Origin of the sequence: Mesorhizobium silamurunense, from assembly GCF_014843825.1 — a bacterium.
Classification (GTDB): Bacteria; Pseudomonadota; Alphaproteobacteria; order Rhizobiales; family Rhizobiaceae; genus Mesorhizobium; species Mesorhizobium silamurunense.
Window position 1 is genome coordinate 1 of record NZ_JHQR01000221.1, and the last position, 18,110, is coordinate 18,110.

Consider the following 18,110-nt stretch of genomic DNA (forward strand, 5'->3'; position numbering starts at 1 on the left):
GCCATCCTCACCGGTGGCCAGGTCATCTCCGAAGATCTCGGCATCAAGCTCGAGAATGTCGGCCTCAACATGCTCGGCCGCGCCAAGAAGGTGTCGATCTCCAAGGAGAACACCACCATCGTCGACGGCGCCGGCAAGAAGGCCGAGATCCAGGGGCGCGTTGCCCAGATCAAGCAGCAGATCGAGGAGACCACCTCGGACTACGACAAGGAGAAGCTGCAGGAGCGTCTGGCCAAGCTCGCAGGCGGCGTTGCGGTGATCCGCGTCGGCGGTGCGACGGAAGTCGAGGTGAAGGAGAAGAAGGACCGCGTTGACGATGCGCTGAACGCGACCCGCGCGGCCGTGGAAGAAGGCATCGTCCCCGGCGGCGGCGTTGCCCTGCTGCGCGCTTCGCTGACCATCAAGGCAACCGGCGCCAACTCCGACCAGACCGCCGGCATCAACATCGTGCGTCGCGCACTGCAGGCTCCGGCCCGCCAGATCGCGGCCAACGCCGGTGCCGAAGCTGCGATCGTTGCCGGCAAGATCCTCGAGAACAAGGGCGCGACCTTCGGCTACAACGCCCAGACCGGCGAGTATGGCGACATGATCGCCATGGGTATCGTCGATCCGATGAAGGTTGTCCGTACGGCTCTCCAGGACGCGGCCTCGGTCGCCGGCCTGCTCGTCACCACCGAAGCCATGATCGCGGAGGCTCCGAAGAAGGAGTCGGCTGGCGGCGGCATGCCTGGCGGCATGGGCGGCGGTGGCATGGGTGGGATGGGCGGCATGGGCGGCATGGGGGGGTTCTAAGGTCCTCACATCTCAACATCTCGGGAGGGCGGCAGCAATGCCGCCCTCAGACCGCTGATAATCCCCGTCGATTTTCGGCGGGGTTTTGTTTTATGTGATTGAAGTGCGTTGGAAAGGCGAGGGAGACTCGCTGCCGTGGCGTCATGCGACGGGCACACGGTCCTGCCAAGCGGGCAATGGCGGCATCTCACCATCGGCTGTCCGCCAGATCCAGGAATCGAACTCGGGTCGCGATGCAATCAATTCGCCCAGCGTCTCCTCATATGCGCGATCGGAAGAAGGAGGTACGACGTAAAGTCCAACTGGTCGCGGCGGAATTTGTAACATCGCGGCCACCGCCGGCTTGTCCCGTGGCAGGTTGTAGCGCAGCGCCTTCACACTTCGCTCTCTTACTCTGGCGAGCGCATCGAGCAGCTTCTTTTCATAGGCGGACTCGTAGGGCACCCAATTCTCCGCCACCACCATGACTGCCATTTCCTCGATCACCGCCAGTCCTGCAGGCGTCAACCCGAAGGTGGCAATGGCGATCAGATGCGATGCCTCATCCGCGCCCCACAGAGCCATCTCGATTTCAAAACGGTTTTGGAGCCGACGGTACAGACCATCGTCGAGTAGGAACACGAACCCGGGCATGTGCTTGACGACCAACTTGTGACCACTGCGGGCAACGCCGAATTCCTTGACCTCACCCACAAGGATCATCAACTTTCTTGGACCACTCTTCGCGGGCACTGCAGGCGCAAGCGCCTCCGCGCGTCTCTGTTCTATCGCGGTCTTGTCGGGGGACCGGAACGGTTCTGGCACGAACAATATGCCGCTCAGCGGTCCGCCCTTGACCGTCATCTGGCGCGAGGCCTCGATGAGGTGCCAACGGATGTTCCACCAATGGCGTTTGCCAGCCCATCGCGATGTCCAGACGTTGAGTTCGGCTTCATGCCACAGGTAATGAAGTAGGCCACGCAGCGACAGTTTCTTCGTGTCCCCGACTACTCTGTCTGAGCCTCCGGCGCCCACAGGAATCGCCGATCGAGCGCCAACTTTCGAAAGATTGAAATCCAGCTTGAGCGCCGCCATCCCGCTCTCTGAATCAACCTGAATTGCGCTGCCCATCAGCACTCCGAGCCCTGACAGTTCGTCAGGCGGCTCGTATGAGATACAGGAAGGATCATGGCCACCACCGGATAGCGGCATCCGTTTGACGACATATTGATCACCAACCTGCGCGATATACATCGCGGGGCCCGGCTCCCTGCACAGGCAAAGCGGCCGGAGTTTCCTCCGATAAGCATCCGCAAGCGCATCCTGAAGATCCGGCGCCGCCTCCTCGATCACCTGGTCAGCAAGACTGAAACGTCGCATCGCCTCCATTTGCTCCGGACGCCGCCGCATCCCACGCCCCCATTGACTCATAGTTTTGCCATCGAAGCAAGTCGGCCCCGCCGATGATGAATTGGACGGCCACGCCAGCGTTGCGGGGCGGCCAGCAGAGGAAGAGGGCAGGCGGGGGGGTGCGGTGGCGGGCGAAGGTCCGGGAGAGGGGCTCCCGGCGTCCGCCGCTGATCCCTTTCCATCGATGTTGAGCCTCGCGCCGCCCGCAAGGGGTGATGATCCCTTGCGCTCGCGTCGCTCCCAAGGAGCTATAACGATGTCTTCCAGGATGCAGTCCGGAGCGCGTGCCGATGTTTACACGCGCGTCACCGCCGAGATCATCGCGGCAATCGAGCAAGGTGCAGGCGAGTGGCGTGCGCCGTGGTTCCACAACGGGACGAGCGTTGCCCGCCCGACCAATGTCGCTTCCGGCAAGCGCTACCGAGGCATAAACACGGTGGCGCTGTGGCTCGCAACCATGGCCGGAGGTTACACCGATGGCCTGTGGGGCACCTACCGGCAATGGCAGGACGCCGGCGCGCAGGTGCGCAAGGGCGAACGCTCGACCATTGTCGTGCTGTGGAAGCAGATCCCTTCCGCCGAGCCGGCTGGCGACGACGACAATGATGACGGTGGCCGCCGGCGGATGTTTGCCTGGGCATTCTCGGTGTTCAATGTCGCGCAGGTCGACGGATACGAGCAGCCGCCGACGGACGTCCTGCCGGAGAGCGAACGTCTGGCGCATGCGGAGGCTTTCATCGCCAACCTCGCAATCAAGACCGTGTTCGGCGGTTCGGAAGCCTGTTATCTTCCGTCAACGGACACGGTGTTCATGCCGGACTTCGCTTCCTTTCGCGATGCCGCGTCGTTCTATGGGGTGTGGCTGCATGAGAACGGCCACGCCAGCGGTTCAAAGCACCGGCTTGACCGCGATCTCTCCGGCCGGTTCGGCTCGGCTTCCTATGCTGCAGAGGAATGCTGCGTGGAGATTCTCAGCGGGCTTGTCCTCGCCGATCTGGGGATAGCGCACCATCCGCGCCCCGATCATGCAGCGTATCTTGCCTCGTGGATCGGAGTATTGAAGGACGATCCCCGCGCCATCTTCACGGCCGCCAGCAAGGCCCAGCAAGCGGCCGACTGGATGCATGCGCAGCAACCCTTGCCCGCTGACGGGCGCCCGGCTTCATCTGCCATTCCGGATGAGATGAATGCGGGCCAGCCTACTCCTGCTCTCGCTGCCGCGTTGTAACAGGGCGCGGACCTGAACATGCTGGGCGATCATGTTCTCGCGCTCTTGTTCACTGATCCTGTCCTGGCCGGCGATCCTGCACATCGCACTGCCGGATTTCTCATGATCGCCGCTCCAAGGCGCCGTCCTCCCAGCCAGGAGGACGGCGCCTTTCGTCGTGACGGGTCAGGAGGTCGAAGGGCTCGCTTTCGGCCGCCCGTCACGGAGCACGACCCATGGACGAAACCGCCCAAACCCCGATGCCCTTGCTGACGCCTGGTCAGCGCGATCAGCTTCTCGCCAATGGCCGCCAGTCCGGTCGTGACCACGTTCCAGTGGCCAAGTTCTTCAATCAGCTCGGTATCGGCACCTGGCCCGCTACCGAGCTGGATGCGGACAACGATACTTGCGTCGGCCTCGCGGATCTTGGCTTCCCGGAGATTGGATCGTTCAGTCTCGAAGAACTCGCCTCGCTCAGCCTGCCGTTCGGTATGCATATCGAGCGCGACATCTTCTTCACCGCCGTGTACCCGCTCTCCACCTATGCCGAAGCGGCGCGTGAGGCCGGCAGCATCACCACAGCCATCCGCATCCTTTCCAATGCCGCGCGGACTGGGCGCGGGGAGGGGGCCTGATGCGTTTCCGCCCCTGGCCGAAACCCGAACCCTATCGGGACACATCGCGCAAACGCGCCGCCTTCAAGCGCAAGCAGCGCCTCGAGCGCGAGGCATTGCCGCTCTTCGCCGAGATGATCGCCGAGCGACAGCACAGCGTCGAGGAAGAAATGACCCGCCGGCACGTCTGGTGGGAAAGGCGCGAACAGGAGCAGCGCGCCCAGCGCGCGGCCCGTTGGCGCAAAGCCCGTGCCCGGCTTTTTGCGCTCCCCGATCCACTCCGTCGGACGATACGCAACGTCTGGCGGAGTTGCCCCTATCCGGCTGATCCCGCCTATCTACTCGATCTCCTTCATCAGATCGCAGTGGGTCGGGTCGATCCCCATCGGTCTCCCTGGGTCTTCGACGGCAAGCTGACAGCGCGCATCACGCCCAACCCGTCCAGCTTCGGTGAAGCCTTCCGCCAGATCGGCCATCGGAAAATCGGCGGCGGTCCGAAGGTCACCCCGGCCGCCCAATTCCTTTTCTGCGGCAATCTGGGTTCAGGCATCCTTTTCCTGCGCACCCGCGTCCGGCTCAACGACCCTCACGAGAGCTATTACTCCTCATCCAGCCACCGGCTGCGCGATTCCCATGTCGGCCGAGCGGGTCACTGGATCGATCTCGAGGTGCGCGGCGACTGCTCGGATGCCGAGCTCGAGTTGATCCGCCGCCTTGCCCAGGAGGCTGAGACCCGTCCGGTCTTCGTGCGTCGCGTCGCAAAGCTGATTTCTGGCGGGCGGGAGGGCGACGCACAATGATGAGCCATCCTGAAGCCTACACGGCGTTGTCTCGAATCGAAGCCCGGTTGCGGGACACGCGCCCCAATCTTTACGAGCTCGGACGGTCTCTGCGCGATCGTGCCGAGACAGAGACGATCAGCTCGCGCCCGAAAATGCATCGCTACAATCGCCGCATGTCGAACTGTAGCGGCGCGGACGAGGGAGCGTATCTCCGGATCCTCGACCGGCTCACAGGCAACGCAGCCGCAGACCTCGAGCGACTGCGCTGCTGCCCGCACGATCGAGGCTCTGCGCAAGGCTGACCGGGTCGATGTCGCCGAACCGCGTTGAGGCCGCCGGCGCGGCACCGCGAGAGGCAGAGTGCGGAGGGGAGGGTTGGCGACGGGTTTGGAGGTTCGGGGAGAGGCCCCGAGCCGCCCGTCATGGAGACCCTGACCATGGCAAAAAGCGCCATTAAGAAGATCGCAATGAACCCCTCGGAGAATATCGCCTACGACAAGCTCGTGCTGTCGCAGGAAAATGTCCGCCGGGTAAAGGACGGCGTCACGATCGACCAACTCGCCGAAGACATCGGCCGGCGCAAGCTCCTGCAGAGCCTGAACGTTCGTCCCGTACTTGACGGAAACGGAGAGGAGACCGGCACCTTCGAAGTGCCGGCCGGCGGCCGCCGCTATCTGGCGCTCGGCATTCTCGTCAAGCAGAAACGTCTGGCAAAGAACGAACCGATCCCCTGCATTGTCAACCGCAGCGGAACAACATCGGCCGAAGAGGACTCGCTTGCCGAGAACGTGCATCGCGAAAACCTGCATCCGCTCGACCAGTTCCGCGCATTCAAGACTCTGAACGAGCAGGGTCTTGACGTCGAGGAGATCGCCGCCCGCTTCTTCGTGTCGGCGGCGACCGTCAAGCAGCGGCTGAAACTCGCCTCGGTTTCGCCAAAGCTGCTCGAGCTCTACGAACAGGACGAAATCCGCCTCGAGCAGATCATCGCGTTTTCGATCTCCGACGACCATGCACGTCAGGAGCAGGTCTGGGAGCGCATATCCAACAACTCGAACATGCAGGAGCCATACTATATAAGGCGCTTGCTGACGGAGACGACGGTGCGGGCCGATGATCGCCGGGCCGTCTACGTCGGTACTGAGGCCTATGAAGCAGCTGGCGGCATCATCCTTCGCGACCTGTTCGAGCAGGATTCTGGCGGCTGGTTCCAGGATGCAGCTCTTCTTGAGCAGCTGGTCTTCGATAAGCTGAAGATGGACGCTGAAGCCGTTCGCGCCGACGGCTGGAAGTGGGTCGAGGCGGCGATCAGCTTCCCCTATGGCCACACCTCCGGCATGCGGCGTGTCTATGCCGAACAGCCGGAGATGAGCGCCGAGGAGACCGCTCGCTACGATACGGTAAAGGCCGAGTATGATGCGCTCGACGCCAGGTATGCCGAGATGGAGGAGGCCGACCAGGAGATCGAGGACAAGCTCGATCAGCTCGGCGCTGAACTCGACGGCTTCAGCGATCGTCCCCATGTCTACGATCCGACGCACAAGACTATCGCCGGAGCGTTTGTCACGCTCGGTGCCAACGGCCAGTTGCAGATCGAAGCCGGCTTTGTCCGTCCCGAGGACGAACCGCGGGTCGAGACAGGCGAAGACGACGAAGGGGGCGACGGCGAGGATCGCGACGCGTCACAGTCCGAGGTTGACAGCGGCAATGGCGTTGTTGTCAACGGTCGGTCCGTGAACGGTACATCCGACGGTGCGGAAGAACCCGAGGATGAAGGCATAAAGCCGCTGCCCGATCGCCTCGTCTTCGATCTCACCGCTCAAAAGACGCTCGCCCTGCGCAACGCGCTCGCCAGCGACGTCGACATCGCCTTCGTCGCGGTTCTCCATGCACTCGTATTGCAGGTGTTCTTCAGGTTCGCCAAGGACAGCTGCCTCGAGATCAGCCTGACAAGCAACAGTTTCGGCCAGGTACAAGACTTGGCCGAAACCCAGTGGGCGAAGGAAATTGCCGAGCGGCACGAGGCCTGGGACAGGGATATGCCCGACAGCGACAAGCTATGGGATTTCCTGCTCGGTCTCGATGAAGCGAGCCGAAAGGCGCTGTTCGCGCACTGCGCATCGCTCTCGCTCAACGCAGTCGTCGAGCCCTGGAACAGGCGCCCTGGCGCGCTTGCCCATGCCGATGCAGTCGCGGCCACGCTTCAGTTCGACATGGTCACGGCCGGCTGGGAGCCCACCGTCGACAATTATCTCGGCCGCGTCACCAAGGCCCGGATTGTTCAGGCGGTGCGGGAAGCGCGCGGCGAGGACTCGGCGCAGCTGATCGACCACATGAAGAAGGACTTGATGGCACGTGAGGCTGCCCGTCTTCTCGAAGGGTCGAACTGGCTGCCCGAGCCGCTGCGTCTCGATATCGACGACGCGGTTGCCGATGCCGGCGAGACCGTCACCGACGATAAACCGGACGATGGCGATGCCGCCGAACTGCCGGCCTTCCTCGCGGGCGATGCGGATCAATCCACCGACGAATCCACGGTCGGCATCGGCAACGAGGCGGACCACCTCCAGGCCGCCGAATAATCGGTCTCCCGCTCCGCACCGGGCCCGGCATCTTCGCCGGGCCTTTTTTCGTTTTCCAACATGGAGAGATCCACATGTCAGCCCATATCTCTACGATTCTGCCCGATTGGGGAGCCTCGTCCGTTACACCGACCGCACCCCGAAGCCGCCAGCCCGTTTCACGAAAAAGGTCGTCGCTTGGGAAAGCCGCAATGGCACCGGCCGCCTGGTCAGGAAGGAACCGCCACGATCGCGGGCGACCTATAGCTCGCCGGCCTATTTCACTTTGCACGAAGGCGATTTCGGCCAGGGCGGCGTTATCGTCGTCTCGGTCCGGCGCACCTGGTCCGTCGAGAGCGACCTGCATTTTGAGATCGTCGAGCGTCCAGCGATCGGGATGGTCCGCGTTCTGCAGGACCTCGGCGACAGCCCGGAGCTCCTGCATCTCGCAGAGAACCGTCAGGCGGCCGAACGCTGGCTCGGCAGCAATTTATACAACCGGGCTTATCTCGAGCAGGTCTCCGCCGACGAGGTCGGCGCCGATGTCATCGAGGGCCGCACGGCCGCCTGACCCCTTCACCGCATAGAACCAACTGACGACAGGCCCAGGGTCGCGCAAGCGATCGCCGGGCCTGTTCCGTTTCATGGAGATCGACATGTTCGACTGGAACAGAAGCTGCTCCTATGACGAGCAACAGAAGAGGCGCTTTCATTCAACCGCGCGCTCACGTTTGAAAAAGCTTGCCGCCGAACTGTACCTGCCTGCCGGATCGTACGATCTGCGTTCAAACAAGGCAGGCATAGCTGTCGCAGGTGAAATAACCCTGCATCACCGCCGCGTTTATATCAAGGTTGGCCAGTTCGGTCTTTTGTCTGGACACGGAATTCTGATCCGGACCTGCAAGGGTCGGCAGGACTACACCGGTGGCCCCAATCACTTGGCCGATCTCACTCTGCTCGACGACATTCCTGCGCTCGCAGCGCTCGTTCACGCAATCAGCGGCGTGGGAAGTTCTCCGAGATCTGCCGTGTCGCGAGCAGCCTGAAGCCTCGTTGGTTCTGGACGTCTCGGCTTCCTGATTACACCCCCACCTCATCGCTGAACCGACTGCCGCTCATCGCCTGAGCCGCCGGCTCTGCATACCCCGCCGCAATGAAGAATGCGAACGCCGCTCGAACGGCCCCTTCGCCATACTATGCTTGCCAATGGTTCGAGATCGAAGCAAGTGCATATTACTTCATGCTCGACATGCTGCCGCCGCTCTTTCTCAGAGCCGGCATGTTCGGAATGTCGGAGTTCAAGGCCGGTTATATCACCAGCGTCTTCTTCGAAATCACCATTCGCGGCCGGCGGCGATGGTTCACTGGGTTTTGCGACCTCTCCGACCGCCAAAGCCCCGATGCGATGCGGGAAGCCATCATCGCTTACGAGAGTCAGTTCCCCGACAGCATGACGCGCGAAGAGAAACTTGAGGCGATCTGGGGCGGAACGCATCCCGATTTTCGTGGCATCGCAGGTTCGGCCGACCCAAGCGCCTGGCCAGCCGAGCATCGCGGCAAGCGCAGTATCCTAGTCAATGCAGGCGGCCATGGCACCATCCTGAAACTCCTGGAAGATCTGACCGATGAAGAAATCGAAGACAAACTCCGCACGGGAAAGCCGTCCACTGGCGCTTGATACCCGGCTCGCGATCAATCGCGCCCGGCATTTGCCTATGACGTTCCGTCGAACGTCGTCGGCTGCATGCTGACCACTACCAAATTCACCCACGGGCTTTGTCGTCGCTTGACCGATCACGGCGAAGTCCTCTCAAGTTCAGGAGAAAATCATGTTCACGTTCCCGCTTTCAGCGGTGCGCGCTATCATTGCGCGCGGCGAGCTGGATGCCGCCGCCAACGGCGGCTACCGCAATCCCCATTACGGCCTGGCGCCGGGCAAGGATGAAAAACCCGGTCTTTGGCTGGTTGGCGACCAAGGAGTTTATGTGCTCTCGAACGGCAAGCTCCCTGACGGAGGCAAACCGATGGTCTGCTATGCGGACGAATGCAATCCCGGCAGCAATTCGGACTGGTGGGAATACAAGCGCCGCTATTTTGGCGGCGATGACGGCATCGAATTCCTTGCCGCCGAGGAAATCCTTGCCATCGCGGATACGCGGCCATCGGCAACGCATCTGCGCATCGAGCTCGATGAAAACAGCATCGGCATCAGCGTCCTGACACGGTGATGTCACGGTCGTCAGGTCCGGGATCTCCGTTAGTCCGGGAACGGCGGCAATTCACCGTCCGATGATGGCCAGACCCATGACGTCATTTCCGGTCGCTCCCTGGTTATCTCGGCGAGCGACCGCTCCAATTCCGCGCCGGCGTCGCCCGGCACGATATGCATCGCCACCGGCAGGCAATGCAGACGCTCGGCTGGTCTGGCGGGAGATTGAAGTGCAATCCCTTGACGCTGTTGCATTCCTCGCGAGCCCTGTAAGCAGGGGGCCCCTCAAGGTGGATAGGCGACTTGGCCAATTCGTAGACTGACTGACGCGGCCGACCTGACTAGGCCCTACCGTCAGACCAACCGATTCAGGGTCCCCAAATCTGACGGCGCTGCGGGTGGTAACGTCTTCTTTACCATGATCTGGCATCCCTATTGACGGCGTCTCTCGGCGCCCAATCCGCCCCGCGCGTCATTGCTGACGCGGCCCGCCTAGTGCCGGCGACCGACGCTTTCATGTAACCCCCACCCCCCTCTAAGAGTATGCGTTGGTCGCCGGCCAGCCGCTCCTTGAATGCTGCTAGAGCACAGTAAGCCTTTCACGGCCGCCGGGCTGAGATTAGGTCGATCGCACCCGATCCGGCTGTGCGGCCTTAGCCCAGCTGAGGCCGACGAGCTTTTGGCAAAATTGTCCTGACCTGGGCATCTCTCAACCGATCGACCGGCGCCGCTATAACGCTCTAACCAAGGCGAATGCTCTGGGCCTCGGGACCTTTTTTGCCTTGCCCGTGTTCGAACAGCACCTTCTGTCCCTCTACCAGTACGGTGAGCCCGGCGCGAGACAACTGGTTGGCGTGAACGAAGACGTCCTTGCCGCCGGTTTCAGGAGCGATGAAGCCAAAGCCTTTGTCAGGATTGTACCACTTCACAGTACCAGCTGTTTCAACCCGCGCCCCCGGAACAACGGATGCTTCGTCGACATCCGCATTTGTCGGCTCGGTCGGGCTAACTTCTCCGATCTCCAACACCTGCGCAACCTGATGCCCCTTTCGCGTTTCTTCCAAGGTGACTTTGAGACGAGCTCCCGCCGCGACATCGCGGCTTCCGATCCCCTCCAACACGCGTAACGGCAGATAGGCCTCCCTGCCATCTGAGACTTTGACGAAGCCAAATCCTTTGTCCGCGTTGAACCACTTCACCTGCGCGTCGACAGGCTCTGCAATCGCAGGGGATGGCCGCTGAAAGAAGCTGGGCTCGAAAGCCCTTTCTGGAAGAGCAAGCGGTTCGTCGTCATCTCGATGCCGACGGGGCTTGCGATAGTTTTTGTATCTACTCATGTTGCTCGGCTAGGTAGGGGAACTGCTGTGCTAGCCCTATGAATAAGGTGGTATCCGCCGCTGATCAATGTCGTTTCCGCACCTGCTAGTTCCGACTGCAAAGAAGCTCCCAATCGTGCCAGTTCATCAATTGACGCGCCAGTTCGCTAATTAAGGAGCCGGTTCACGCAATAGGGAAAACCGACAGTGACGACAGTTTCTTGCAAATCGGGGAAATCTGGATAATATGGAGACTGGTCAAGGAGTCCAGCCATGCGCCAGTTCACGACGGGGGATCTCAACAAGCAGGTCGGCGACGTCACCGACGTTGCCAGCCGCGAACCCGTTATTCTCACCAAGCACCGGAAACCCCGGTTCGTGCTGATGAGCTACGAGCACTACGAACGGATGCGCATCGGCGGCGATCCCCGCCGCGCATACCATGTCTCCGAGATGCCGGAGGAACATACGGAACTCTTCGCCGCCGAGATCGACCGATTGGCGCGCGGGGAAGGATACGATGATGAGCGGTAGATTTCTGCCTGGTCAGGTGATCTCCGACCCGTATCTTTGGGCATGGCAACACGAGCGCGGCGAAACGGAAGGCCGCAAGAGCCGGCCGACCTGCGTGGTCATCGCTGTCCGCGGCGCAAGAGATGGCCTGACCCATCTCGCGCTCCTGGCGATAACCACCCAGCCACCGACCAGCGATCGGGTCGGTTTGGAAGTCTCCGCTATCGAGTGCCGCCGCGCCGGTCTGACCGATCTCAAACGCTGCTGGATCGTGGTTGACGAATACAACTACGATATTGCCGAACGCTCCTAGTACATCGAATCCGACGGTAAGCCCTCTGGTCGTTTCAGCAAGGCATTCATGATGAAGATCACAGGCGCCTTTATCGAAGCGCGCAGCGAGGCCGCCGCGTCAGCCGTCTGGATTGATGTTTTCTGTTCTCGGCACAGAACATTGTCTCGGCTCGGATCAGGTCCGCTGCTTCCGCCTGCCTGCACAACCCCCGGTCGCATGAACAAGAATGGCTTCGTCAGGAGGCAGGCTAAATCATGGTCGCGCGCCCCGACTAAGGCATGCGTTTGACGAGATACTGACCGTCGAGACGGGCAATGTACATCACAACAACCGGCTGTTCGCGGCAAAGGCACAAGGGTCGCTGCCTGCGCTCGTAGCCCCTTCTCAAGCACCGGTTGAAGCTCCGGCGCCGTCCCCCCATGTCTGGGTCGCCAATCCTGAACTGGCGCATCCGCCGCGATCTACCTCATTCGACTGAATTGATGCAGCCACCAATGGCGACTGCGAGCGCAAAATAAAAAGCCGGCCCGGTAGCTACGGTTACTGCCTCGTTTGAGAGGAAGCGATCGCCAGGGCAAGGCCGACCGGCCAGGTCGCCCAGAGCAACAGATGCCACCCTTGGGGAGAGTGGCCGTGGGTGGCGGCTCCGCTGCAGAGGAAGAGGGAAGCCGGGACGGGTTGGCCTGGCTGGGTTAAGAGAGCGCCCGGTGCTGGCCGACCCTTTCGCTGCTCTTGACAGGACTTTCCCATGAACGCGATCTCCGCACGAGCCACCGGTATTCCGGCTGGCTCCCTCGACCCGACCGTCTCCGACCGGACCAGCCGCGCCACCCGAATTCTGCAAGCCGCCAACCAGATCCTACCCTCCTCGAACGGGGTCAACCGATCGGGGCAAGCGATCTTCGTCCAATCATGACCCACGCCTTCGACGGCAGCGATGCCCAGGGATGCTGGGTCTGGAAAGACGCCTATGAAGCCTGCGAGGCGGCACAGGTTCTTTTCCTGCGCAAGTTCGGACCGGCAATTCTCGCCCGTTTTCAAATCGATGCGCTCGCCATGCTGGCGAAGGTCGCGCATCTCGTGCCGACCCATACGCGCCGATCGGATGAATCGCAGGCGCTCCAGCAGCTGTCGACACCGATGCCGCTGGCCTATGTCGTCTCTCGCGCCGCCGGCATGATCGCCGGCGACATCGTGCTCGAACCATCCGCGGGCACAGGCCTTCTCGCCATCTTCGCGGAGATCGCCCAAGCGCGGCTGATGCTGAACGACTACGCGCCCGTCCGGCAGGCCTTGCTGTCGCAGCTTTTCCCGAATGCCCGGACCACGCAGCACGATGCTGCCCATATCGACGATTACCTGGAGCGATCCGCCAGCCCGACCGTCATCCTCATGAACCCGCCTTTCTCGGCCGGCGCTCATGTCGAGGGCAGGGTTTCAGACGCGGCCTGGCGTCACCTCGCTTCCGCCTTCGCGCGACTGGCGCCCGGCGGACGCCTGGTCGCGATCACCGGTTCGAGCCTAGCTCCCGACAATCCGAAATGGCGCGACGCCTTCGTCCGACTGCAGGAGCGTGGCCACATCCTGTTCTCGGCGGCCATCGACGGCAGCGTCTATGCACGGCACGGCACCAATGTGGAGACGCGGCTCACCGTCCTAGATAAGATTCCGGCGCAGGATCCCGCCCGCCTGATCGCCTCACGTGGCACAGCCCCGGACCTGCAGACGCTCCTCGATTGGATGACAGTGCTGCCGCCGCGCTCGCCAGCGACGCCGGACTCTATCGGCGCGCTCTCCAACGGAATCTTGCGGGCCGTGGCGGCAAAGAGGGCGGCACGCAGGAGCGCTGACACGCTGTGGCCCACACCGATGACGGCAGCGCCAGCACGGCCAGGGGCGTCGCAGCACCGCGCCCTGCCAGCGACCGGCCCCGTGTCGCCGCCATCGCCGCCCATCGTCGAGCTCGCCTACGAGATTCGTGAAGCCGCCCACGAAACACGCGGCAACCTGACCGACGGGATCTACGAACCCTATCAGCTTCAGGCGATCAGCATCCCCGGCGCCAAACCTCATCCGGACAAGCTCGTAGAATCGACCGCGATGGCATCGGTCGCTCCGCCCAGGCCAAGCTACCGCCCGCATCTGCCCGAGCACGTCATCAGGGAAGGCATCCTCTCCGACGCGCAGCTCGAAAGCGTGATCTATGCGGGCGAAGCCCACGCTGGCTATCTCGCCGGGCTTTGGACGGTCGATAAATCCTGGGACAATGTTCAAGCGGCCAGTAAGGAAACCGCCGGCGCCGTCCGCTTTCGCCGCGGCTGGTTTCTCGGTGACGGAACCGGCGCCGGCAAAGGACGGCAGGTCGCCGGCATCTTGTTGGACAACTGGCTGAAGGGTCGCCGTCGCCATCTGTGGATTACAAAATCCGACCTGATCTGGGATTCCCAGCGAGATTGGTCGGCGCTGGGTCAGGAGAAGCTGCTGGTCACGCCGCTGTCGCGTTTCCGGCAGGGCACGCCGATCCGTCTCGCGGAAGGGGTCCTGTTCACCATTTTCGCGACGCTTCGCTCCGACGAGCGCGAAGGCAAACGCTCGCGCGTTCAGCAGATCGTGGACTGGCTCGGCGAAGATTTCGACGGCGTCATCATCTTCGACGAAGGCTACGCCATGGCGAACGCTGCCGGCGGCAAGACGGAGCGTGGCGATAGAGCCGGATCGCAACAGGGCAGGGCCGGCCTGCGGCTTCAACGCGCCTTGCCCCATGCGCGCGTGGTCTATGTCTCGGCGACGGGTGCGACGGACGTCGAGAATCTGGCCTATGCCGAGCGTCTCGGACTGTGGGGCGCCGCCGATTTCCCGTTTCCGACGCGATCGGATTTCGTCACGGCCATCGAAGACGGCGGCGTCGCAGCCATGGAGGTGCTCGCGCGCGATCTGAAAGCCCTCGGCCTCTATGCCTCATGCTCGCTTTCCTATGACGGCGTCGAATACGAGATGGTCGAGCATGAACTGACGGAAGAGCAGGTTAGGATCTATGATTCCTGGGCCGAGGCGTGCCAGGTCATCCACACCAACCTGGACGCCGCCATGGAGGCGTCCGGCATCACCGGCCAGTCAGGCACGCTCAATCGCAACGCCAAGTCGGCTGCGCGGTCGGCCTTCGAATCCTCCAAGCAGCGCTTCTTCAACCACCTCCTCACGTCGATGAAGACACCGACCCTGATGCGCTCGATCGAGCGCGATCTGGCGGAAGGCCACGCCGTCGTCATTCAGATCGTTTCGACCGGGGAAGCCCTCACCGAGCGTCGCCTTGCCCAGATTCCGACCGAAGAATGGGGCGACATGCAGGTTGATGTGACGCCGAGGGAACTCGCTGACTACCTTATGCATTCTTTCCCGACGCAGCTCTTCGAGGCGTTCTCCGACGAGAGCGGCAATATCAGTTCCCGGCCGGTCTTCGACGAGGACGGCAATCCCGTCATATGCCGCGAGGCCGTCGCCCGTCGTGACGCGCTTTTCGAAAAACTCGGCTCGCTGCCTGCCGTTCCGACCGCGCTCGATCAGATCGTCCAGCATTTCGGAACGGAACAGGTTGCGGAGATCACCGGCCGGTCCCGTCGCATTGTCCGGCGCGACACCGGCGGGCGCATCGAGCGGTTCGCGGTCGAGACCCGGCCCGGTTCGGCAACCCACGATGATGTGAGGGCCTTCATGGATGACGACAAGCGCGTCCTGATCTTTTCGGACGCCGGCGGCACGGGCCGCTCCTATCATGCCGAACTCTCGGCACTGAACCAGCGCCTGCGCGTCCACTATCTGCTGGAAGCCGGCTGGCGGGCCGACACCGCCATTCAAGGGCTCGGTCGCACCAACCGCACCAATCAGAAGCAACCGCCGCTGTTTCGGCCGATCGCCACCAACGTGAAGGCTGAGCGGCGGTTCCTGTCGACGATCGCACGCCGGCTCGACACACTCGGCGCGATCACCCGCGGGCAGCGGCAAACGGGCGGACAGGGGCTCTTTCGAAGCGAGGACAACCTGGAATCCCGATATGCGCGCGATGCGCTACGCCAGTTCTACCTGCTGATCCACCAGGGCAAGGTCGAGGGCTGCTCGCTTAGCCAGTTCGAAGCCATCACCGGCCTGGCGCTGACCACCGAAGAAGGCGGCCTCAAAGACGAACTACCGCCCATCACGACCTTCCTCAATCGCATGCTGGCGTTGACAATCGCCATGCAAAATCTGCTCTTCGACGCCTTTGAACAACTTCTGGCAGCGCGCATCGATGGCGCGATCGCCGCCGGCATTTACGACAAGGGCCTGGAGACACTTGAAGCCGACAGCATGATGGTTACGGATCGTCAGGACGTCTATACCCATCCCGGCAGCGGCGCTCAGTCGCATCTCCTGACCATCACACAGCGTACACGCAACAAGCCGATGTCCCTCTCGGACGCACTTGCGATGACCAAGCACGATCGTCGCGCCACGTTGATGGTCAATGCCAAATCCGGTCGTGCGGCAGTCATGACGCCAACCCGCAGCGTCATGCTGGACGATGGCACGATCGAACCGCGCGTCGCGCTCATCCGTCCAATGGACGAACTGCGCTACGAAGTTCGCCAGCTCGAAGACACCAATTGGGACGAGGCCGACGAAGTGGTGTTCGCCGCATCCTGGCAGGCCGAGGTCGCGAAGGTTCCGCAATTTTCTGACTCGCAGCTGCATATCATCACAGGGCTGCTGCTGCCGATCTGGCGCCTGCTGCCGCAGGACTATTGCCGCGTCTTCCGCCTGCAGACCGACGATGGTGAAAGGATCGTCGGCCGCACGATAGCGCCCGCGCATCTGCCGGCGCTATGCCGCAATCTTGGCCTGGACCAAGTCCAGACGATCAGTCCCGAACAGGTCTGGGCCGCGCTCACCAATGGCTCGTCCGTGATCGGCCTTGCCGGCGACATGACGTTGCGGCGCGTGAAAGTCATGAACGACTATCGCGTCGAACTCAACGGCTTCACCGACGGCATGCGCGACTGGCTAAAGGCGATCGGGCTGTTTTGCGAGATGATCCAGTGGAAAACCCGGTTCTTCGTGCCGATGACCGGCGAGGCCGTCGCGATCCTTTCCCGGCTGATGGAACGCCATCGCCTGGTCGACATCGCCAGCCGTGCCTGACGGAGGGATGGTTGTTATGCGCGCCTCCGCATCCGAACTCGCGGACCGCCTCGCGCAGAGCGCCGAGGCGGTTTGCCGTCATTATCTCTCCGCCGGCCGACGTGCGGGCAATTACTGGATCGTCGGTGACGTCAGCAACAGCAAGGGCCGCTCCCTCTATGTCCATCTTTCCGGGCCGCGTCGAGGCAGATGGGCAGACGAGGCCACGGCCCAATTTGGCGATCTCCTCGATCTCGTTCGCGAGACCTGCGGATTGATCGACTTCCATGACGTGGCCGACGAGGCGCGGCGCTTCCTGAGCTTGCCCAACCCTGAGCCTTCGCGGTCAACGGCCAGCGACAGAAGGCCGGTTGGCGGCGTGTCGCCAGCGAGCGAACGCGCGCGACGCCTCTTCGCGATGAGCGGTGCGCTGCATGGCAGTCTGGCCGAGGCATATCTGCGCCATCGTGGCATCGTTGAAGCCGCGCGCCACGGCTCGCTCCGCTTCCATCCCTCCTGCTACTACCGGGATCTCACGACGGGCGCGACATCGACATTCCCAGCTATGATCGCAGCCGTCACCGACGCCGCCGGCACGATCACCGGCGTGCATCGGACCTGGCTCGATCCGGGCGGCTTCGGCAAGGCTCCGGTCGACAATCCAAGGCGATCGCTTGGCGGCCTTCTCGGCAATGCCGTGCGCTTCTCGTTTCCCACGATCGGCCCGGTCCCGATCATGGCGGCGGGCGAAGGCATCGAAACGATGCTGTCCCTCAACGCGGTGATGCCGGCCATGCCGGTGGTCGCAGCCCTCTCGGCCAATCACCTCTCCGCCTTCCGCTTCCCGCCCGGTAGCTGCCGCCTCTACATCGCTGCCGATGCCGATGCGGCCGGCCGGCATGGCATCGATCGGCTGAGCCGGCGGGCGCAGGCTGCTGGTCTGCTGCCGCTCGTGCTTTCGCCGGAGCTCGGCGATTTCAACGAGGATCTGCGCTGTCTCGGGCCGGCCAGGCTCATTAAGCGACTTCGCGAACAGCTCGTTCCGGAAGACGCGCTAGCCTTCCTCGCGACGTGACTCGGGGCACGGACGGGCAGGCGCGGGCTGTGGCCGTGCGGAAGACCGGCCCCCAGGCTTCTCCATTGCCGGGAAGGGCGCGTGCCCGCGGGCCTGCCGGGAGGCGACCCCTACCACGCGACATCCGGGCCTTCAGCAGCGCCCGGCAGGTTTCCTCCCCTGGCCGGCCTTTTTTGGCACATCGGCGCACCGGAAAGCCGCTG

At 62.8% G+C, this 18,110-nt stretch carries 16 protein-coding genes and 1 pseudogene; 14 read left to right on the top strand and 3 right to left on the bottom strand.

The features are described from left to right. A partial coding sequence (gene groEL / locus DH10_RS24595) for a chaperonin GroEL (protein ID WP_192385448.1) occupies positions 1-792 on the top strand: 792 nt, incomplete at its 5' end. A gap of 141 nt (positions 793-933) precedes the next feature. On the opposite strand, the gene DH10_RS24600 is transcribed toward groEL, so the two are convergent. Then, a complete protein-coding gene (locus DH10_RS24600) occupies positions 934-2,151 on the bottom strand; it encodes a DUF1173 domain-containing protein (RefSeq protein WP_192385461.1) in 1,218 nt (405 codons plus the stop codon). 286 nt (positions 2,152-2,437) lie between these two features. Here DH10_RS24600 and DH10_RS24605 point away from each other — a divergent pair, with 286 nt between their 5' ends. From DH10_RS24605 to DH10_RS24640, 8 genes are all read left to right on the top strand, one after another. Continuing rightward, on the top strand, positions 2,438-3,409 hold the full coding sequence (locus DH10_RS24605) for an ArdC family protein (protein WP_192385462.1): 972 nt from the start codon (positions 2,438-2,440) through the stop codon (positions 3,407-3,409). Positions 3,410-3,648: 239 nt separating this feature from the next. After that, positions 3,649-4,023 (top strand): DUF2958 domain-containing protein, encoded by a 375-nt coding sequence (locus tag DH10_RS24610; RefSeq protein WP_192385463.1) that lies wholly within the window; start codon positions 3,649-3,651, stop codon positions 4,021-4,023. Then, positions 4,023-4,802 carry a hypothetical protein gene (locus DH10_RS24615; protein WP_192385449.1) on the top strand — a complete coding sequence of 260 codons (780 nt, stop codon included), beginning with the start codon at positions 4,023-4,025 and terminating at the stop codon, positions 4,800-4,802. Before DH10_RS24610 ends, DH10_RS24615 begins: the two co-directional genes overlap by 1 nt. 419 nt (positions 4,803-5,221) lie before the next feature. After that, positions 5,222-7,366, top strand: coding sequence for a ParB/RepB/Spo0J family partition protein (locus DH10_RS24620; protein WP_192385450.1), 2,145 nt, complete (start codon positions 5,222-5,224; stop codon positions 7,364-7,366). Positions 7,367-7,472: 106 nt separating this feature from the next. Continuing rightward, positions 7,473-7,916, top strand: coding sequence for a hypothetical protein (locus DH10_RS24625; RefSeq protein ID WP_192385451.1), 444 nt, complete (start codon positions 7,473-7,475; stop codon positions 7,914-7,916). A gap of 85 nt (positions 7,917-8,001) precedes the next feature. Next, the gene (locus DH10_RS24630; protein WP_192385452.1) at positions 8,002-8,391 is read left to right on the top strand and encodes a hypothetical protein; all 390 of its coding nucleotides are present in this window, start codon (positions 8,002-8,004) and stop codon (positions 8,389-8,391) included. Positions 8,392-8,498: 107 nt separating this feature from the next. Beyond that, a complete protein-coding gene (locus DH10_RS24635) occupies positions 8,499-9,023 on the top strand; it encodes a DUF1419 domain-containing protein (protein ID WP_192385453.1) in 525 nt (174 codons plus the stop codon). Between the two features lie 151 nt (positions 9,024-9,174). Continuing rightward, entirely contained in the window at positions 9,175-9,573 is a 399-nt protein-coding gene (locus DH10_RS24640; RefSeq protein WP_192385454.1) for a DUF3085 domain-containing protein, read from the top strand. Positions 9,574-10,294: 721 nt separating this feature from the next. Here the strand turns inward: DH10_RS24640 and DH10_RS37700 are convergent. Then, positions 10,295-10,891 (bottom strand): cold-shock protein, encoded by a 597-nt coding sequence (locus DH10_RS37700; RefSeq protein ID WP_192385455.1) that lies wholly within the window; start codon positions 10,889-10,891, stop codon positions 10,295-10,297. 252 nt (positions 10,892-11,143) lie between these two features. Between DH10_RS37700 and DH10_RS24650 the strand changes: the two genes are divergently transcribed. Further along, on the top strand, positions 11,144-11,404 hold the full coding sequence (locus DH10_RS24650) for a type II toxin-antitoxin system prevent-host-death family antitoxin (protein WP_057143280.1): 261 nt from the start codon (positions 11,144-11,146) through the stop codon (positions 11,402-11,404). Beyond that, positions 11,394-11,812 (top strand): annotated as a pseudogene (locus DH10_RS24655) (hypothetical protein). Before DH10_RS24650 ends, DH10_RS24655 begins: the two are co-directional and overlap by 11 nt. A gap of 137 nt (positions 11,813-11,949) precedes the next feature. Here DH10_RS24655 and DH10_RS37705 read toward each other — a convergent pair. Next, positions 11,950-12,129 carry a DUF1173 family protein gene (locus tag DH10_RS37705; RefSeq protein WP_192385457.1) on the bottom strand — a complete coding sequence of 60 codons (180 nt, stop codon included), beginning with the start codon at positions 12,127-12,129 and terminating at the stop codon, positions 11,950-11,952. 297 nt (positions 12,130-12,426) lie between these two features. On the opposite strand from DH10_RS37705, the gene DH10_RS37995 reads away from it, so the two are divergent. From DH10_RS37995 to DH10_RS24675, 3 genes are read left to right on the top strand one after another with little or no spacing between them, the layout of a single operon-like run. Beyond that, positions 12,427-12,594 (top strand): hypothetical protein, encoded by a 168-nt coding sequence (locus tag DH10_RS37995; protein ID WP_192385458.1) that lies wholly within the window; start codon positions 12,427-12,429, stop codon positions 12,592-12,594. Next, positions 12,591-16,853: a strawberry notch-like NTP hydrolase domain-containing protein gene (locus DH10_RS24670; protein WP_192385459.1), complete on the top strand. Its 4,263-nt coding sequence runs from the start codon at positions 12,591-12,593 to the stop codon at positions 16,851-16,853. Before DH10_RS37995 ends, DH10_RS24670 begins: the two co-directional genes overlap by 4 nt. 16 nt (positions 16,854-16,869) lie before the next feature. Further along, positions 16,870-17,907, top strand: a complete 1,038-nt coding sequence (locus tag DH10_RS24675; RefSeq protein ID WP_425515372.1) for a DUF7146 domain-containing protein — start codon at positions 16,870-16,872, stop codon at positions 17,905-17,907. Positions 17,908-18,110: the final 203 nt, after the last annotated feature.

What these genes read in the sequence shown, in the direction of transcription:
- DH10_RS24675 (WP_425515372.1), top strand. Translation starts at nt 16,870, where the DNA reads ATGCGCGCCTCCGCATCCGAACTCGCGGACCGCCTCGCGCAGAGCGCC.
- DH10_RS24610 (WP_192385463.1), top strand. Translation starts at nt 3,649, where the DNA reads ATGCCCTTGCTGACGCCTGGTCAGCGCGATCAGCTTCTCGCCAATGGC.
- DH10_RS24600 (WP_192385461.1), bottom strand. Translation starts at nt 2,151, where the DNA reads ATGCGACGTTTCAGTCTTGCTGACCAGGTGATCGAGGAGGCGGCGCCG.
- DH10_RS37700 (WP_192385455.1), bottom strand. Translation starts at nt 10,891, where the DNA reads ATGAGTAGATACAAAAACTATCGCAAGCCCCGTCGGCATCGAGATGAC.
- DH10_RS37705 (WP_192385457.1), bottom strand. Translation starts at nt 12,129, where the DNA reads ATGCGCCAGTTCAGGATTGGCGACCCAGACATGGGGGGACGGCGCCGG.
- DH10_RS24630 (WP_192385452.1), top strand. Translation starts at nt 8,002, where the DNA reads ATGTTCGACTGGAACAGAAGCTGCTCCTATGACGAGCAACAGAAGAGG.
- DH10_RS24635 (WP_192385453.1), top strand. Translation starts at nt 8,499, where the DNA reads ATGAAGAATGCGAACGCCGCTCGAACGGCCCCTTCGCCATACTATGCT.
- DH10_RS24650 (WP_057143280.1), top strand. Translation starts at nt 11,144, where the DNA reads ATGCGCCAGTTCACGACGGGGGATCTCAACAAGCAGGTCGGCGACGTC.
- DH10_RS24670 (WP_192385459.1), top strand. Translation starts at nt 12,591, where the DNA reads ATGACCCACGCCTTCGACGGCAGCGATGCCCAGGGATGCTGGGTCTGG.
- DH10_RS24620 (WP_192385450.1), top strand. Translation starts at nt 5,222, where the DNA reads ATGGCAAAAAGCGCCATTAAGAAGATCGCAATGAACCCCTCGGAGAAT.
- DH10_RS24605 (WP_192385462.1), top strand. Translation starts at nt 2,438, where the DNA reads ATGTCTTCCAGGATGCAGTCCGGAGCGCGTGCCGATGTTTACACGCGC.
- DH10_RS37995 (WP_192385458.1), top strand. Translation starts at nt 12,427, where the DNA reads ATGAACGCGATCTCCGCACGAGCCACCGGTATTCCGGCTGGCTCCCTC.
- DH10_RS24640 (WP_192385454.1), top strand. Translation starts at nt 9,175, where the DNA reads ATGTTCACGTTCCCGCTTTCAGCGGTGCGCGCTATCATTGCGCGCGGC.
- DH10_RS24615 (WP_192385449.1), top strand. Translation starts at nt 4,023, where the DNA reads ATGCGTTTCCGCCCCTGGCCGAAACCCGAACCCTATCGGGACACATCG.